We start from the raw sequence: 15,753 nt of genomic DNA on the forward strand, positions 1-15,753 counted from the left end.
TATTCGGGCCGGAGCAAGGAGGCTGGTGGTGCAGAGCAGGCTATTGATCAAGGAACTGATGGAGGCGGGATGGACCCTGGATCGGGTCACTGGCAGTCATCACATCTTCACGCACCGTTACAACCCGTACACGATTCCCGTTCCCCATCCCAAAAAGGATTTGCCGGTGGGGACGGTCAAGAGCATCAGGAGGCGAGCCGGGTTGTACTGCCCGCTGGCCAGTTATGCAGGAGATCCATAATGCAATATCCAATCTGTATCGAGTGGGGCGACGAGCACACCGCCATCGGTATCCAGATCCCTGATATTCCCGGTGCAGTGACCGCCGGGGATACCTTTGAAGATGCTTACAACGCTGCGGTCGAAATTGCCCACATCATGCTGCAGGAAATGGCGGCAGATGGAGAAACGATTCCGATGCCGACTTCAGCGGCCTTGCATCGTGGCAATCCGGAGTTCGCCGACATGGGGTGGGGCATGCTGGAGCTGGATATCTCGCCGTATATGGGCAAGACCGAGAAGGTCAACGTCACGCTGCCCGGCTACGTGATTCAGCGCATAGACCGTTATGTACGAGAGCACAATGTCAAAAGCCGTTCCTCGTTTTTGGCGGATGCGGCGATGGAGAAGCTGGTTCGACATTGAGTCGTTGACCACAAAAAAAGGCGACCTGTGCAGGTCGCCTTTTTCATTGTCGCTCAGCGCTTACTGACCGGTGTAAATCTGGTCGAAAACACCACCGTCATTGAAGTGGGTTTTCTGCACGGTGCGCCAGTCGCCAAAGGTCTTTTCGACCGACAGGAAGTCGACTTTCGGGAAACGATCGGTGTACTTGGCCAGCACGGCCGGGTCACGCGGACGCAGGTAGTTGGCGGCCGCGATTTCCTGGCCTTCCGGCGACCACAGGTACTTGAGGTATTCCTCGGCGGCGGCGCGGGTGCCTTTCTTGTCGACGGTTTTGTCGACCACCGACACCGGCGGCTCAGCCTCGGCGGAGACGCTTGGGTAGACGACTTCGAACTGATCGCGGCCGAACTCGCGGGCAATCATTTCCGCTTCGTTTTCAAAGGTCACCAGCACGTCGCCGATCTGGTTGGTCATGAAGGTGGTGGTAGCGGCGCGGCCACCGGTGTCCAGAACCGGTGCTTGCTTGAACAGCTTGCCGACGAAGTCTTTTGCCTTGCTCTCGTCACCGCCGTTTTTCAGCACATAGCCCCAGGCTGACAGGTAGGTGTAGCGACCGTTGCCGGAGGTTTTCGGGTTCGGGACGATGACCTGTACGCCATCCTTGAGCAAGTCCGGCCAGTCTTTCAGGGCTTTCGGGTTGCCTTTGCGCACAATGAACACGGTGGCCGAGGTGAACGGCGCGCTGTTGTTCGGCAGACGGGTGACCCAGTTTTCCGGGACCAGTTTGCCGTTGTCCGCCAGGGCGTTGATGTCGGTCGCCATGTTCATGGTGATCACGTCAGCGGGCAGGCCGTCGATGACCGAACGCGCCTGTTTGCTGGAGCCGCCGAAAGACATCTGCAAGGTGATGTTTTCGTTGTGCTCGGCTTGCCAGTGCTTCTGGAACGCAGTGTTGTAGTCCTTGTAGAAATCGCGCATCACGTCGTAGGAAACGTTAAGCAGGGTCGGTGCGGCGTGGGCGATGTTGCCCAGCGCCAGGCCAGCGGCGAGAAGTGAGGCGCCAAAGAGTTTTTTCACTGCGCATTCCTTTTTATGTAGGCGCTGCCGCAGGCTGCGATCTTTTGATTTTGCCTTCAAGGATCAAAAGATCGCAGCCTGCGGCAGCTCCTGCGGGTGATTTGTTAGATATCAATAAGCCAGCGACTATAGCCGGGGACGCATAGTCCTTTAAATATTAAAAAGAACTTTGCTTATTCCATTTTTCTAAACAGCGCATTACCACAACGTGAACAGAAAGACGCCTCGGTTTCATGGTTGTCTTTCGTGCACACCGGGCAATCGTGATTCAGTTGACCGCCACGCATGGCCGTCGCCAGTTCGGCGGTGAAAATCCCCGTAGGCACGGCGATGATCGAGTAACCGGTGATCATCACCATCGAGGAGATCACCTGACCCAGCGCGGTCTTGGGCACGATGTCGCCGTAACCGACGGTGGTCAACGTCACGATAGCCCAGTAAATGCCCTTGGGAATGCTGGTAAAGCCATGTTGCGGGCCCTCGACCACGTACATCAGCGTGCCGAACACCGTCACCAGCGTGCAGACGCTGAGCAGGAACACGAGGATTTTCTGTTTGCTGCCGCGCAGGGCATCCAGCAGGTAGTGGGCTTGTTTGAGGTAGGGGCCGAGCTTGAGCACGCGAAAGATCCGCAGCATCCGGATCACGCGGATGATCAGCAGGTACTGCGCATCGCTGTAATACAACGCCAGGATCCCTGGCACGATGGCCAGCAGATCCACCAGCCCATAGAAGCTGAACGCGTAGCGCAGCGGTTTGGGTGAGCAGTACAACCGCAGGATGTACTCGCCCAGAAAGATCACCGTGAAGCCCCATTCGATGTACGCCAGCAGGCTGGCGTAGTTCTGATGAACGTCATCGATGCTGTCCAGAATCACTACCACCAGGCTGGCGAAAATGATCAGCAGCAGGCTGGTGTCAAAGCGTCGACCGGCGACGGTGTCGGTCTGGAAAATAATCACGTAGAGGCGATGACGCCACGTGTCGTTGCTGTTCATTCAAATGGCCTGGGCTGCAGATCAGCGCAGCCTAGGTTGATTGCCCCCGTGAGCGCAAGGCTCGCTATCGACAGAGGCTGCGCCCAGCATCTGAATGCCGGCGCGGATCAGCCAGCAGGCGAGGATGAAAGGTGCGGTCAGTGTGGCCAGGCCGAGGGCGGCAAAAAGCGGTGTCAACAGCAGCGCCAGTACGATGCCGAGCAATGGCAGCCAAGGGTGTTGACGTTGCGCACTGAAGGCGAGGGCAGCGAGTACGGCGTTGTAACCGCCAAGGCCGAGCAGCGCGGCGCTCGTGTCGTGATGAAGCAGGCTTGAGCCGAGCCCGATAAACGTTGCAAGCACCACCCAGCAAAACGCGCGGCGATCAGCGATCAACAGGCCGAAGGCGATCATCGCACCGGCCAATGGATGGTCGAGGAACATCACCTGACCGAGTCCCTTGAACGCAGCAGCAAGCAGGTTCAGGGTGTTCAATTCGGGCATCGTCGCTGGCGTGGACGGTTCGGCGAAACACAGCAGCAACCAGCCCATCCCCACGAACGGAGCCGTGTAGGCAGACAGGTATTGGTTGAGCCAGGTGCGTTTGAGCCACTGTTGCGTAACCATCGCACTCAGACCGCCCGCGGCCAGAATCAGCGGCGGCAGCATCGCTGACCAAGGGAAATAGAGGCTCAGCAACAAACCGAGCAAAACCCCGTTGTAGCTGAATAGCCCGGCCTGGCGATCCGCCTTGGCATAGCCGCGACGTTGCGCAGTGAGCAATCCGGCGACGCCACCGAGCAGCGCACCGGCAAACAGCACTGGCGCGGTGAGCAGGATGGCCAACAGGCACAACAGTCCGCAGAGCGGATGGCGCTGGAGGAATATTTGACTGAAACCGTTGAGCAGCGCTTCGGCCCAGTCGGGGCAGTGGGAGTTGAAGTGATTGGCAGGCATGGCGAAGTCTGGGGCAGTGGGACATCAAAGGTCTTGCATAAATATTGTGGCGAGGGGGGCTTGCCCCGTTGGGTCGCGAAGCGGCCCCGATATCGGTACATGCGGTTTCTCTGTGGAACCCGTCATGCCCAACGACGACTGCTACGCAGTCGAACGGGGGCAAGCCCCCTCGCCACAAGTGTTAGCGCTCACATCAAGTTCTGATGCTTAGATCAACGTCTCGATGCGCAGTGAGTTAGTCGACCCCGGCTGTCCAAACGGCACACCGGCGGTGATCAATAATGTATCGCCGCGCTGTGCCATGCCTTGGGCCTGGGCAATCTCCAGCGCTGTCGAGCACACTTCATCCACTTGGCGCAGACGATCATTGACCACCGAGTGCACGCCCCACGCCACCGTCAGGCGACGCGCGGTTTGCAGGTTCGGCGTCAGGTTGAGGATCGGCACCGTTGGCCGTTCCCGCGCCGCACGCAGGCTGGACGTACCCGATTCGCTGTAGTTCACCAGCACCGCCACCGGCAGCACGTTGCTGATACGGCGGATGGCGCAGCTGATCGCATCGGAAACCGTCGCCTCGGCTTTCGGCCGGCTGACGTCCAGTTGAGCCTGATAATCCGGGCCGCTTTCGACCTGACGGATGATCTTGCTCATCATTTGCACGGCTTCAAGCGGGTACTCGCCGGACGCGGTTTCTGCCGACAGCATCACCGCGTCCGCACCTTCGGCCACGGCGTTGGCCACATCGGTTACCTCGGCGCGGGTTGGCGCGGGAGAGAAGCGCATCGACTCCAGCATCTGAGTGGCGACCACCACCGGTTTGCCGAGTTCGCGGCAGGTGCTGATGATGTTTTTCTGGATCTGCGGCACGCTCTCGGCCGGCACTTCCACGCCCAGGTCACCACGGGCGACCATGATCGCGTCGCTCAATTCGGCGATCTCGCGCAGTTGTTCCACCGCCGACGGCTTTTCGATTTTCGCCATCAGGAAGGCTTTGTCGCCGATCAGCGTACGGGCTTCGCGAATGTCGTCCGGGCGTTGCACGAATGACAGCGCCACCCAGTCCACGCCGAGCTCCAGACCAAAGCTCAAGTCGCGGCGATCTTTGGCTGTCAGCGGGCTGAGGTCGAGTACCGCTTGTGGCACGTTCACGCCTTTGCGGTCCGACAACTCGCCGCCGTTGAGCACGGTGGTGTCGATGGCGTCGTCGTACTTCGTGACCACGCGCAGGCGCAGCTTGCCGTCGTCCAGCAGCAGGTCCATGCCTGGCTCCAGCGCGGCGATAATTTCCGGGTGCGGCAGGTTGACCCGGCGCTCATCGCCAGGCGTTGCATCCAGGTCCAGGCGCAGGGCCTGGCCACGCACCAGTTGCACCTTGCCTTCGGCGAATTTGCCGACCCGCAGTTTCGGGCCTTGCAGGTCCATCAGGATGCCCAGCGGATAATTCAGCTGACGTTCGACTTCACGGATCCACTGATAACGCAGGGCGTGGTCGGCGTGGTCACCATGGCTGAAGTTCAGGCGAAAGATGTTCACCCCGGCCTGCACCAGCTCACGGATGTCGTCGACCCCGTTGATGGCCGGGCCGAGGGTAGCGAGGATTTTGACCTTTTTATCAGGCGTCATGATTTTTGGCTCTCGAGAATCAGAATGGCGCGGAAGTCGTTGACGTTGGTGCGGGTCGGCTCGGTGACGATCAGTGCATCGAGCGCCTCGAAGTAGCCGTAGCCATTGTTGTTGTCCAGCTCGTCGCTGGCACTCAGGCCGAGGGCGGCGGCGCGGGCGTAGCTGTCCGGGGTCATGATGGCGCCAGCGTTGTCTTCGGAACCGTCGATGCCGTCGGTGTCACCAGCCAGTGCGTAGACGCCGGGCAAGCCCTTGAGGCTGTCGGTCAGGCTCAGCAGGAACTCGGCGTTGCGCCCGCCACGGCCATTGCCGCGCACGGTCACGGTGGTTTCACCGCCCGAGAGAATCACGCACGGTGCGGCCAGCGGTTGACCGTGCAGGACGATCTGCCGCGCGATACCGGCATGGACTTTCGCCACGTCTCGCGACTCGCCTTCCAGGTCACCGAGGATCAGCGGGCTGAAACCGGCCTGACGGCACTTCACCGCCGCGGCTTCAAGCGATTGCTGTGGGCGGGCAATCAACTGGAAGTGGCTGCGCGCCAGACTCGGATCGCCGGGTTTGACCGTCTCCGATTCCGGGCTTTGCAGCCAGTTGCGCACGGTGGCTGGCACTTCGATGTTGTAGCGCTTGAGGATCGCCAGCGCTTCGGCAGAGGTGCTTGGGTCGGCCACGGTCGGGCCGGAGGCGATGACCGTGGCGAGGTCGCCCGGTACATCGGAAATCGCATAGGTATAAACAGTGGCAGGCCAGCAGGCTTTGCCCAGACGGCCACCCTTGATCGCCGAGAGGTGCTTGCGCACGCAGTTCATCTCGCCGATGGTCGCGCCGGACTTGAGCAGGGCTTTGTTGATGGACTGCTTGTCGGCCAGGGTGATGCCTTCGGCCGGCAGTGCCAGCAGGGCAGAGCCACCGCCTGAAAGCAGGAAGATCACGCGGTCACTTTCGTTCAGGTCACTGACCAGTTCCAGCACGCGTTTGGCGACGGCCAGACCGGCTGCGTCGGGAACGGGGTGAGCGGCTTCGACCACTTCGATTTTTTCGCACGGTGCGCCGTGACCATAACGGGTCACCACCAGGCCGGACACTTCACCCTGCCAGCAGCGCTCGACCACTTGGGCCATGGCAGCTGCGGCTTTGCCGGCGCCAATGACGATCACGCGACCGCTGCGGTCGGCAGGCAAATGGGCTTCGAGAACTTGTTGCGGGTGCGCCGCGTCGATGGCTGTGGCAAACAGCTCGCGCAGCAATTGTTGCGGATCGACCGACATGACGGACTCCCGGAATTCTTGTTATTGGGATTGACGTTGGAGCAGTGCTGAATGGATCGCTGGCAGGCCAGCGCCTACAGGGTTTCATCGGCCTCTGTAGGAGCTGGCTTGCCAGCGATCCAGGCGCCTCGGTGCTTCAGATACACCGAGGCGATTTTGTCGCGAGCAAGCTTGCTCCTACTTGCGAATCGAGAAGTTCGCCATGTGTTCCAGGCCTTTGATCAGTGCCGAGTGGTCCCAGTTGCTGCCACCGATGGCCGCGCAGGTGCTGAACACCTGTTGGGTGTTGGCAGTGTTCGGCAGGTTGATGTTCAGCTCTTTGGCACCTTGCAGGGCCAGGTTCAGGTCCTTCTGGTGCAGGCTGATGCGGAAGCCTGGGTCGAAGGTGCCTTTGATCATGCGCTCGCCGTGCACTTCAAGGATCTTCGAGGACGCGAAACCACCCATCAGTGCTTCACGCACCTTGGCTGGATCGGCACCGTTTTTCGAAGCGAACAGCAGGGCTTCGGCCACGGCCTGGATGTTCAGCGCCACGATGATCTGGTTCGCGACTTTCGCGGTTTGACCGTCGCCATTGCCACCGACCAGAGTGATGTTCTTGCCCATGGCCTGGAACAGCGGCAGAGCGCGTTCGAAGGCATCGGTATCGCCGCCGACCATGATGCTCAGGGTCGCAGCCTTGGCACCGACTTCACCGCCGGACACTGGCGCGTCGAGGTACTGAGCGCCTTTTTCGTTGATTTTGGCAGCGAACGCCTTGGTGGCGGTCGGCGAGATCGAGCTCATGTCGATCACGATTTTGCCTTTGCCTACGCCAGCAGCGATGCCGTCGGCACGGAACAGCACGTCATCGACCTGCGGGGTATCCGGCACCATGACGATGATGAATTCGGCTTCCTGGGCGACTTCTTTCGGGTTCGCCAGGGCAATGGCGCCAGCGGCGACCAGATCGGCAGGCGCAGCATCGTGGTGCGCCGACAGGAACAGGCTGTGACCGGCTTTCTGCAGGTTCAACGCCATTGGGTGGCCCATGATGCCGGTGCCGATAAATCCGATTTTAGCCATGAGAAAATCCTCGTTGTATTTGTTTTGTTAGGAGCCGGCTTGCTGGCGATCCAGGCGACACGGTCTGTCTGATACACCGCGGTGATGCCATCGCCGGCAAGCCGGCTCCTACAGGGATTTGTGTCAGATCGCGTTATGGGTTTTCAACCAGCCCAGGCCCGCTTCAGTGGTGGTCAGCGGCTTGTATTCGCAACCGACCCAACCCTGGTAACCAATGCGGTCCAGGTGTTCGAACAGGAAGCGGTAGTTGATTTCACCGGTGCCTGGTTCGTTGCGCCCCGGGTTGTCCGCGAGCTGTACATGGTTGATCTCGCCCAGATGCGATTGCAGAGTGCGGGCCAGATCGCCTTCCATGATTTGCATGTGATAGATGTCGTATTGCAGGAACAGGTTGGCGCTGCCGACCTGCTCGCGAATCGACAGGGCTTGCGCCGTGTTGTTCAGGTAGAAACCCGGGATGTCACGCGTGTTGATCGCTTCCATCACCAGCTTGATACCTGCCGCTTGCAGCTTGTCGGCCGCAAACTTGAGGTTGTCGACGAAGGTTTTCTCGACGGTGGCATCGTCAAAACCCTGCGGACGAATACCGGCCAGGCAGTTGATCTGCGTATTGCCCAGCACCTTTGCGTAGGCGATGGCCAGGTCGACACCGGCGCGGAACTCTTCGATACGGTCCGGCAGGCACGCGATACCGCGCTCGCCCTTGGCCCAGTCACCGGCCGGCAGGTTGAACAGCACTTGGGTCAGGCCGTGAGCGTCGAGCTGGGCCTTGATTTCGGCAGAGCTGAAGTCATAAGGGAACAGGTACTCGACACCACTGAAGCCGGCCTTGGCGGCCGCTTCGAAACGGGCAAGAAAGTCCTGTTCAGTGAACAGCATGGACAGGTTGGCTGCGAAACGCGGCATGGTGGTCTCCCGTAAATATGTAAGGCCCCCTTGTAGGAGCCGGCTTGCTGGCGATGGCGTTAAGTCAGTCATATCAATGTCGATTGATACACCGCTATCGCCAGCAAGCCGGCTCCTACGGGGGAAGGAGCAGCTATTAATCGAGCAACGAAATCGCAGTCGGTGCGTCGTTGCCAACGAGCGCCAGGTCTTCGAATTCGTTGACGGCGTTGATCTCGGTACCCATGGAAATGTTGGTCACACGTTCCAGGATAATCTCGACGATCACCGGCACCTTGAACTCTTCGATCAGTTCCTGAGCCTTGCGCAGGGCAGGCTGGATCTGGGACGGTTCGAACACACGCAGTGCCTTGCAGCCGAGGCCTTCGGCAACTGCGACGTGGTCCACACCGTAGCCGTTGAGTTCCGGCGCGTTCAGGTTGTCGAAGGACAGCTGCACGCAGTAGTCCATGTCGAAACCGCGCTGCGCCTGACGGATCAGACCCAGGTACGAGTTGTTCACGACAACATGAATGTACGGCAGCTTGAACTGCGCGCCCACCGCCAATTCTTCGATCATGAACTGGAAGTCATAGTCACCCGACAGGGCCACGACTTTACGGTTCGGATCAGCCTTGACCACACCCAGTGCTGCCGGAATGGTCCAGCCCAGAGGGCCCGCCTGACCGCAGTTGATCCAGTGACGCGGCTTGTAGACGTGCAGGAACTGCGCGCCGGCAATCTGCGACAGACCGATGGTGCTGACGTAGCAAGTGTCTTTGCCGAACACCTGGTTCATCTCTTCGTAAACGCGCTGCGGTTTCACCGGCACGTTGTCGAAGTGAGTCTTGCGCTGCAGGCTGGCTTTACGCTGCTGGCAGTCTTGCAGCCAGGCGCTGCGGTTTTTGAGTTTGCCGGCGGCTTGCCATTCGCGAGCGACTTCGATGAACACGGTCAGTGCGGCAGCGGCGTCGGAAACGATACCCAGGTCCGGCGTGAACACGCGGCCGATCTGAGTGCCTTCAATGTCGACGTGAATGAATTTGCGGCCTTCGGTGTACACATCGACCGAACCGGTATGACGGTTGGCCCAACGGTTACCGATACCCAGAACCACGTCGGATTTGAGCATGGTCGCGTTGCCGTAGCGGTGCGAAGTCTGCAAGCCAACCATGCCCACCATCAGCGGGTGATCGTCCGGGATGGTGCCCCAGCCCATCAGGGTCGGGATGACCGGGATGCCCGTCAGTTCAGCGAACTCGACCAGCAGATCGCTGGCATCGGCGTTGATGATGCCACCACCGGCGACCAGCAATGGACGCTCGGCCTGATCCAGCATGGCCAAGGCTTTTTCAACCTGAACGCGGCTAGCGCTCGGCTTGGCCAAAGGCAGCGGCTGGTAAGCATCGATGTCGAATTCGATTTCGGCCATCTGCACGTCGAACGGCAGGTCGATCAGCACCGGGCCTGGACGGCCGGAGCGCATTTCATAAAAGGCTTTCTGGAACGCGTAAGGCACCTGGCCCGGTTCCATGACGGTGGTTGCCCACTTGGTCACTGGCTTGACGATGGTGGTGATGTCGACAGCCTGGAAGTCTTCCTTGTGCATACGGGCGCGGGGTGCCTGGCCGGTAATGCAGAGGATTGGAATCGAGTCGGCCGAGGCGCTGTAGAGCCCGGTGACCATGTCGGTACCGGCAGGGCCGGAAGTCCCGATGCACACGCCGATGTTGCCGGCCTTGGTGCGGGTGTAGCCCTCGGCCATGTGCGAGGCGCCTTCAACGTGGCGAGCGAGTACGTGATCGATGCCGCCGACCTTTTGCAGGGCGGAGTACAGCGGGTTGATGGCGGCACCCGGGATGCCAAAAGCGGTATCAACCCCTTCACGGCGCATCACCAGAACGGCGGCTTCGATTGCTCTCATTTTGCTCATGGTTTTGTGCCTCTTTACGTTTTGTAATTGTATACAAGTGGCTTTGCGCAGAGTGTATTCACGGCGGACGGCGCAGGTCAATCCATTTTCTCAAGCGCTTGTTTCATTCGTCGGAAGCCCGTTCTACTGTGGCTTTTCGTCGCATGCGGCGCTTTTCGAGAATTATTGTATACAAAAAAATAACTCATTGTGTTCTATTTGTTGCATCGGTCTGCGGCACAACGGCGCAGCCCCACGACTTTCCCAAAAACAAAATGAGGACGGCACCATGAGCGCTTTAACCTTGAAAGTCGCAGTCAACCTGGTCAACGAGGCCATCACCGCCGGGCGTGCAATCTCCGCGGCTCCCTTGACCGTCGCAGTACTGGATGCCGGCGGGCATCTGATTTCCCTGCAACGCGAAGACGGCGCCAGCCTGATACGCCCACAAGTCGCCATCGGCAAAGCCTGGGGCGCCATCGCGCTGGGCAAGGGCTCACGCCTATTGGCACTGGATGCACAGCAGCGTCCAGCGTTTATTGCCGCGTTGAACAGCCTGGGGCAGGGCAGCGTCGTGCCGGCACCGGGCGGTGTGTTGATTCGCGATCAGGCAGGCACTGTGCTGGGGGCGGTAGGGATCAGTGGGGATTTGTCCGACGTTGATGAACAGTGTGCGATCACTGCCATTGAGGCGTTGGGGTTGAAGGCGGATGCGGGGGTTGTGGCTTAAGTTTTGTATTGATTGATCTACCGCTATCGCCAACAGGCTGGCTCCCACAGGGGATTATCTGAGTATCGGTGATCAACTGTGGGAGCTAGCCTGCTAGCGATTGCTGTTTCCCAGACACATCCTGCCAAAAGTCTGTACGTCTCGATCGAATCAGCCGAACTAGCCTTCTCATGATCAATTCATGGAGGAGGCAAAGGAATGCCTGATTCACCTGCTTCACATCGCCTACGGCGCGGTCGCTATGCTGAAACCCACCGAATTTACCTATTGACCACCAACACGTTTGGACGAAAACCGATATTCAAGAATTTTGTCCTGGGTCGTTTGGTCGTGGATCAGTTTAGAAATGCGCAGCATCAAGGCATGGCGAATTCATTGGCCTGGGTTGTCATGCCCGATCATTTTCATTGGCTGGTTGAGTTACAGCAGGGATCATTGTGTGGCCTCATGCAGAAGACCAAGTCGATGAGCACCAAAGCGGTAAATCAGTTTACTGGCCGCAAGGTCACTCTCTGGCAGAAAGGCTTTCATGATCGGGCACTGCGACGAGAGGAAGATCTGGTGAGGGTAGCGCGATATGTCGTGGCCAATCCTTTGCGGGCCGGGCTGGTTGAGAAACTTGGCGCCTACCCGCTGTGGGATGCTATCTGGGTTTGAGCTGATATCGAGTTGTCTTCATCGCTAGCAGGCTAGCTCCCACAAGGGTTTTATGAGCGCCACAGATCCAGTGTGGGAGCTAGCCTGCTAGCGATTGAAGGCACCGCGGTCCATCAATCCGGCTCACACCCCTTCAACACCAACCGGATAATCGTCTGCGCCGCCGCTTCGTAATCTTCTTCATCCAGCCTGGCCTTGCCGGTGATGGCACTGATTTGCCAGTCGAAATCGGCGTAGGTCTGGGTCGCGGCCCAGATGCTGAACATCAGGTGATTAGGGTCGATGGGGGCGATTTGCCCGCGGTCGATCCAGGTCTGGATGCACTCGATGTTGTGTCGGGCCTGGCCGTTGAGCTGTTCGACCAGGTCGCTGCTCAGGTGCGGTGCACCGTGCATGATTTCGCTGGCGAACACCTTGGAGGCGAAGGGCAGGTCGCGGGAGATACGGATTTTCGAGCGGATGTAGCCGCTGAGCACTTCACTGGGTACGCCGTCCGGATTGAAAGGCGTGGAAGCCTGGAGAATCGGCTCGATGATACTTTCCAGGACCTCGCGGTAGAGGTTTTCCTTGGATTTGAAATAGTAGTAGACGTTGGGCTTGGGCAATCCCGCCTTGGCTGCGATATCGCTGGTTTTGGTCGCAGCGAAGCCTTTGTCGGCAAATTCTTCACTGGCGGCACGCAGGATCAGTTGTTTGTTGCGCTCGCGGATTGTGCTCATAAAGCCGGTGGTTCCTTGCCTGTTCTGGCGGTTGCGCATGGTATCACCGGGCTCGCGCGGCGCTCAAGAATGCACCGTAGCCTGTTGCGCCGCGCTATGCTGCATCGCATTTATTCAAGAAGGAAACCCGACTCATGGCAGGAAGCAGTTTATTGGTGCTGATCGACGACATCGCCACCGTACTGGACGACGTTTCGTTGATGACTCAAATGGCCGCCAAGAAGACTGCCGGCGTGCTCGGCGACGACCTGGCGCTCAATGCCCAGCAAGTCAGCGGCGTGCGCGCCGAGCGTGAGATCCCGGTGGTCTGGGCGGTCGCCAAGGGGTCGTTCATCAACAAACTGATCCTGGTGCCTTCGGCATTGGCGATCAGTGCGTTCGTTCCGTGGGCGGTCACCCCGTTGCTGATGATTGGTGGCGCTTACCTGTGCTTCGAGGGTTTCGAGAAGATCGCCCACAAGTTTCTGCACAGCAAGGCCGAGGATGCCGCCGAGCATGCGCAGTTGGTCGAAGCCGTGGCCGATCCCGCCACGGACTTGGTGGCCTTCGAGAAAGACAAGATCAAAGGCGCCGTGCGCACCGACTTCATCTTTCGGCGGAAATCATCGCCATCACCCTCGGCACCGTGGCCGATGCGCCGTTGACCCAGCAAGTGATCGTGCTTTCGGGCATCGCAATCATCATGACGGTCGGCGTCTATGGCCTGGTGGCGGGCATCGTCAAGCTCGATGATCTGGGCCTGTGGCTGACCCAAAAGCCCGGGCAAATGGCGAAAAGCATCGGCGGTGCCATTCTGCGGGCGGCGCCTTACATGATGAAAAGCCTGTCGGTGATTGGCACGGCGGCGATGTTCCTGGTCGGCGGCGGCATCCTGACCCACGGTGTGCCTGTGGTGCATCACTGGATTGAAAGTGTCAGCGCAGGGGCGGGCGGTGCAGGGTTTATCGTACCGATGTTGCTGAATGCGGCGGCGGGAATTGTGGCGGGTGCGGTGGTGTTGGCCGGTGTGATGGTTGTCGGCAAGATCTGGAAAGCGCTGAAAGGCTGAAGACAGCACATAACAATGTGGGAGCGAGCAGGCTCGCTCCCACATTTTTTACCGTTGGAATTACTCGGAAATCTGCAACTTGCGCGCCTGGGTGTACACGTAACGCACTTTGTCATACTCAAACGGTGAGTTCAGTTGACCGTAGCGGAAGCTGGTCTGGTAGCGCTTGTCGATGCCGCGCAGGATCCAGACTTCCGGATGGTTGGAGCTGACTTCGGGAACATTGAGGAAGTTGATCGCGGAGTCTGCGGTGTAATCCACCAGCAACCCACCGGTGTCCCGCAGGTTCGACGGGCCGAGGATCGGCAGTACGATGTAAGCGCCGCCCGGTACGCCATAGAAACCCAAGGTCTGGCCGAAGTCTTCGCTCTGGCGCGGCAAGCCCATGGCGGTTGCCGGGTCCCACAGACCGGCGACGCCAATGGTGGTGTTGAGCAACAGTCGCGCGGTGGTCTCCATCGAGCGCTGGCCCTTGAGCTGCAGCAAGCTGTTCAACAGGTTCGGCACATCGCCGAGGTTATTGAAAAAGTTGCTGACACCGGTGCGCAAGAAGCTCGGGGTGACGTAGCGATAGCCGTTGACTACGGGCAGGAACACCCATTGGTCGAACCGATAGTTGAAGTGGTAGACACGACGGTTCCACTCTTCCAGCGGGTCGTAGACGTTCAGCGCATTGAGCGTTGAACGCTCGAACTCGCGCTGATCCAGGCCCGGGTTGAACTTGAGTTCACTCAACGGTTCCTTGAAGCCGTCACTGTCGACCACGACGGGGGCGTTGGTTTTGCTGTCTTCGGCATTGGCGACGCCTGCACAGAGTAGCGCGGTGACAAGCAGGAGATATTTAGCCACGGAAAAACTCCAGCATGGCGTCGCTGTTGACGCGGTAGTTAAGGTTGCCGCAATGGCCGCCCAGCGGATAAACGGTCAAGCGGTCGCCGAATGTCTTGCGCAGGAAACCCAGGTCGCCTGGTCCAAGAATCACGTCATCGGCGTTGTGCATGACGGCAATTTTCGGGCTGTCGCGCAGATAGTCCTTCAGAGCATACAAGCTGACTTGGTCGATCAATTGCAGCAGGCTGCCGCCGTCGGTGCGGGCGCGCCACATCGGAATGACCTGTTCGGTGATGTAGCAATCGAAGTCGCATTGCAGCGCACGCTTGAAGAACGGCGTGAGGGTGGTGCCTTCGGTGATCGGGAACTTCGGTGGCGTGATCAGGCCGCGGCGGTTGATCAGGTCCGAGGTAAAAGCGATATCGGCGGCGGAGAAGCGGAACGATGTGCCGATCAGCATGGCCATCTGTTCATTGCTCAGATGCTGCTTGGACTGTTGGAAGTCGTAGAGCAGGGCATCGTTGAGGTCGATGTAGCCCTTCTGCTGGAAGTAGCGGGTCAGTTTGTCCAGCACCAGCTCATAGAAGGTCGTGGAAGTACTGATGCCTTTGACCTCGGTTTGCACCAGCTTGTCCAGGTTGGTGATCGAGGTATAGAGGTTCACCGGCGGGTTGAGCAGCAGGACTTTCTTGAAGTTGAAGCTGCGGCGGGTTTCGTCCAGGTGCGCCACAAAAGCAGCATCCAGTGCACCCAGGCTGTAACCGGTCAGGTAGTAGTCGGTGACCGGCAGATTCGGGTTTTGTGCCCGTATGGCCTGCATCACCCGATACATGTCTTCGGCATCTTCCTTGGTGATGCCCGGCGTGGCGAAGCGTGAAGCGGAGCTGATGAAGTCGAAGCTGGTCGGCGACGACAATTGCACCACGTGGTAGCCGGCCTTGTAGTAAAGCTTCTTCAGGTATTCGTTCAGGCTGCTGTCATAGCGCGCGCCAGTGCCGGCGATCAGGAAAATCAACGGTGCGGCATGGTCCTGCGTGGCGAGTCGGTATTCGAGTTTCGTCACCGGCCAGAAATTCGCCGGCAGCTCGAAGGCCCGCTCCGGGCGCAGGGTGACGCTGAGTGTCGACTGGTCGATGTCATCGTCCAGCGGCAGTTCCGGGCGCAAGTCCGGTGGTGTTGTCGCGATGGTCGCTTCAAACGGATTGGTGAGGGGATAGCCATAACTGGCGGCGTCGATATCGACCGCCAGTGCGGACGCACTCAAAATAAGGCCGCCAAACAGGGCGGCGAAGCGCAAGGAACGGAGCATGACTAGATCCCTTAGAAGAAGGTGCCGATTGAATGTCGCAGGCTATGACCACCGGATTTGCGCCT

The 15,753-nt window shown here is 59.2% G+C and carries 15 protein-coding genes and 1 pseudogene; 5 read left to right on the forward strand and 11 right to left on the reverse strand.

Features of this window, described 5'->3' with window-relative positions; translation table 11 throughout:
- Positions 1–28: 28 nt before the first annotated feature.
- Both QYH43_RS11460 and QYH43_RS11465 read left to right on the forward strand, forming a co-directional pair.
- Positions 29–241 (forward strand): type II toxin-antitoxin system HicA family toxin, encoded by a 213-nt coding sequence (locus QYH43_RS11460; protein ID WP_095061651.1) that lies wholly within the window; start codon positions 29–31, stop codon positions 239–241.
- Entirely contained in the window at positions 241–645 is a 405-nt protein-coding gene (locus QYH43_RS11465; RefSeq protein WP_095061649.1) for a type II toxin-antitoxin system HicB family antitoxin, read from the forward strand. The genes QYH43_RS11460 and QYH43_RS11465 overlap by 1 nt, the downstream gene beginning before the upstream one ends.
- A 60-nt stretch (positions 646–705) precedes the next feature.
- Here QYH43_RS11465 and QYH43_RS11470 read toward each other — a convergent pair whose 3' ends face one another.
- The 8 genes from QYH43_RS11470 to gcl form a co-directional block, all read right to left on the reverse strand.
- On the reverse strand, positions 706–1,704 hold the full coding sequence (locus QYH43_RS11470) for a sulfate ABC transporter substrate-binding protein (RefSeq protein ID WP_095061647.1): 999 nt from the start codon (positions 1,702–1,704) through the stop codon (positions 706–708).
- A gap of 173 nt (positions 1,705–1,877) precedes the next feature.
- The gene (locus tag QYH43_RS11475; RefSeq protein WP_301157072.1) at positions 1,878–2,702 is read right to left on the reverse strand and encodes an ion transporter; all 825 of its coding nucleotides are present in this window, start codon (positions 2,700–2,702) and stop codon (positions 1,878–1,880) included.
- 21 nt (positions 2,703–2,723) lie between these two features.
- Entirely contained in the window at positions 2,724–3,638 is a 915-nt protein-coding gene (locus QYH43_RS11480; protein ID WP_301157073.1) for an urea transporter, read from the reverse strand.
- A 207-nt stretch (positions 3,639–3,845) separates the two neighbouring features.
- A complete protein-coding gene (gene pyk, locus QYH43_RS11485) occupies positions 3,846–5,261 on the reverse strand; it encodes a pyruvate kinase (protein ID WP_301157074.1) in 1,416 nt (471 codons plus the stop codon).
- Positions 5,258–6,532 carry a glycerate kinase gene (locus QYH43_RS11490; protein WP_301157075.1) on the reverse strand — a complete coding sequence of 425 codons (1,275 nt, stop codon included), beginning with the start codon at positions 6,530–6,532 and terminating at the stop codon, positions 5,258–5,260. The genes pyk and QYH43_RS11490 overlap by 4 nt, the downstream gene beginning before the upstream one ends.
- A 177-nt stretch (positions 6,533–6,709) precedes the next feature.
- On the reverse strand, positions 6,710–7,597 hold the full coding sequence (locus QYH43_RS11495) for a 2-hydroxy-3-oxopropionate reductase (protein ID WP_095061637.1): 888 nt from the start codon (positions 7,595–7,597) through the stop codon (positions 6,710–6,712).
- 123 nt (positions 7,598–7,720) lie between these two features.
- Positions 7,721–8,503 (reverse strand): hydroxypyruvate isomerase, encoded by a 783-nt coding sequence (hyi, locus tag QYH43_RS11500; protein WP_301157076.1) that lies wholly within the window; start codon positions 8,501–8,503, stop codon positions 7,721–7,723.
- Between the two features lie 136 nt (positions 8,504–8,639).
- Positions 8,640–10,415, reverse strand: coding sequence for a glyoxylate carboligase (gene gcl / locus QYH43_RS11505; protein ID WP_095061633.1), 1,776 nt, complete (start codon positions 10,413–10,415; stop codon positions 8,640–8,642).
- Positions 10,416–10,683: 268 nt separating this feature from the next.
- Here gcl and QYH43_RS11510 point away from each other — a divergent pair, with 268 nt between their 5' ends.
- Together QYH43_RS11510 and QYH43_RS11515 are read left to right on the forward strand one after the other, a co-directional pair.
- A complete protein-coding gene (locus QYH43_RS11510; RefSeq protein WP_301157077.1) occupies positions 10,684–11,124 on the forward strand; it encodes a heme-binding protein in 441 nt (146 codons plus the stop codon).
- Between the two features lie 198 nt (positions 11,125–11,322).
- Positions 11,323–11,781 carry a transposase gene (locus QYH43_RS11515; RefSeq protein WP_301157078.1) on the forward strand — a complete coding sequence of 153 codons (459 nt, stop codon included), beginning with the start codon at positions 11,323–11,325 and terminating at the stop codon, positions 11,779–11,781.
- Positions 11,782–11,894: 113 nt separating this feature from the next.
- Here the strand turns inward: QYH43_RS11515 and QYH43_RS11520 are convergent, their stop codons facing one another.
- Positions 11,895–12,500: a TetR/AcrR family transcriptional regulator gene (locus QYH43_RS11520; RefSeq protein WP_095060787.1), complete on the reverse strand. Its 606-nt coding sequence runs from the start codon at positions 12,498–12,500 to the stop codon at positions 11,895–11,897.
- Between the two features lie 134 nt (positions 12,501–12,634).
- Between QYH43_RS11520 and QYH43_RS11525 the strand changes: the two are divergent.
- Positions 12,635–13,548 (forward strand): annotated as a pseudogene (locus QYH43_RS11525) (DUF808 domain-containing protein).
- A gap of 60 nt (positions 13,549–13,608) precedes the next feature.
- Here QYH43_RS11525 and QYH43_RS11530 read toward each other — a convergent pair.
- Together QYH43_RS11530 and QYH43_RS11535 are read right to left on the reverse strand one after the other, a co-directional pair.
- Positions 13,609–14,397: a VacJ family lipoprotein gene (locus QYH43_RS11530; RefSeq protein ID WP_095060792.1), complete on the reverse strand. Its 789-nt coding sequence runs from the start codon at positions 14,395–14,397 to the stop codon at positions 13,609–13,611.
- A complete protein-coding gene (locus QYH43_RS11535) occupies positions 14,390–15,688 on the reverse strand; it encodes a serine/threonine protein kinase (RefSeq protein WP_095060794.1) in 1,299 nt (432 codons plus the stop codon). The genes QYH43_RS11530 and QYH43_RS11535 overlap by 8 nt, the downstream gene beginning before the upstream one ends.
- Positions 15,689–15,753 lie beyond the last annotated feature (65 nt).

This window comes from Pseudomonas sp. C32, assembly GCF_030417915.1.
Lineage (GTDB): Bacteria > Pseudomonadota > Gammaproteobacteria > Pseudomonadales > Pseudomonadaceae > Aquipseudomonas.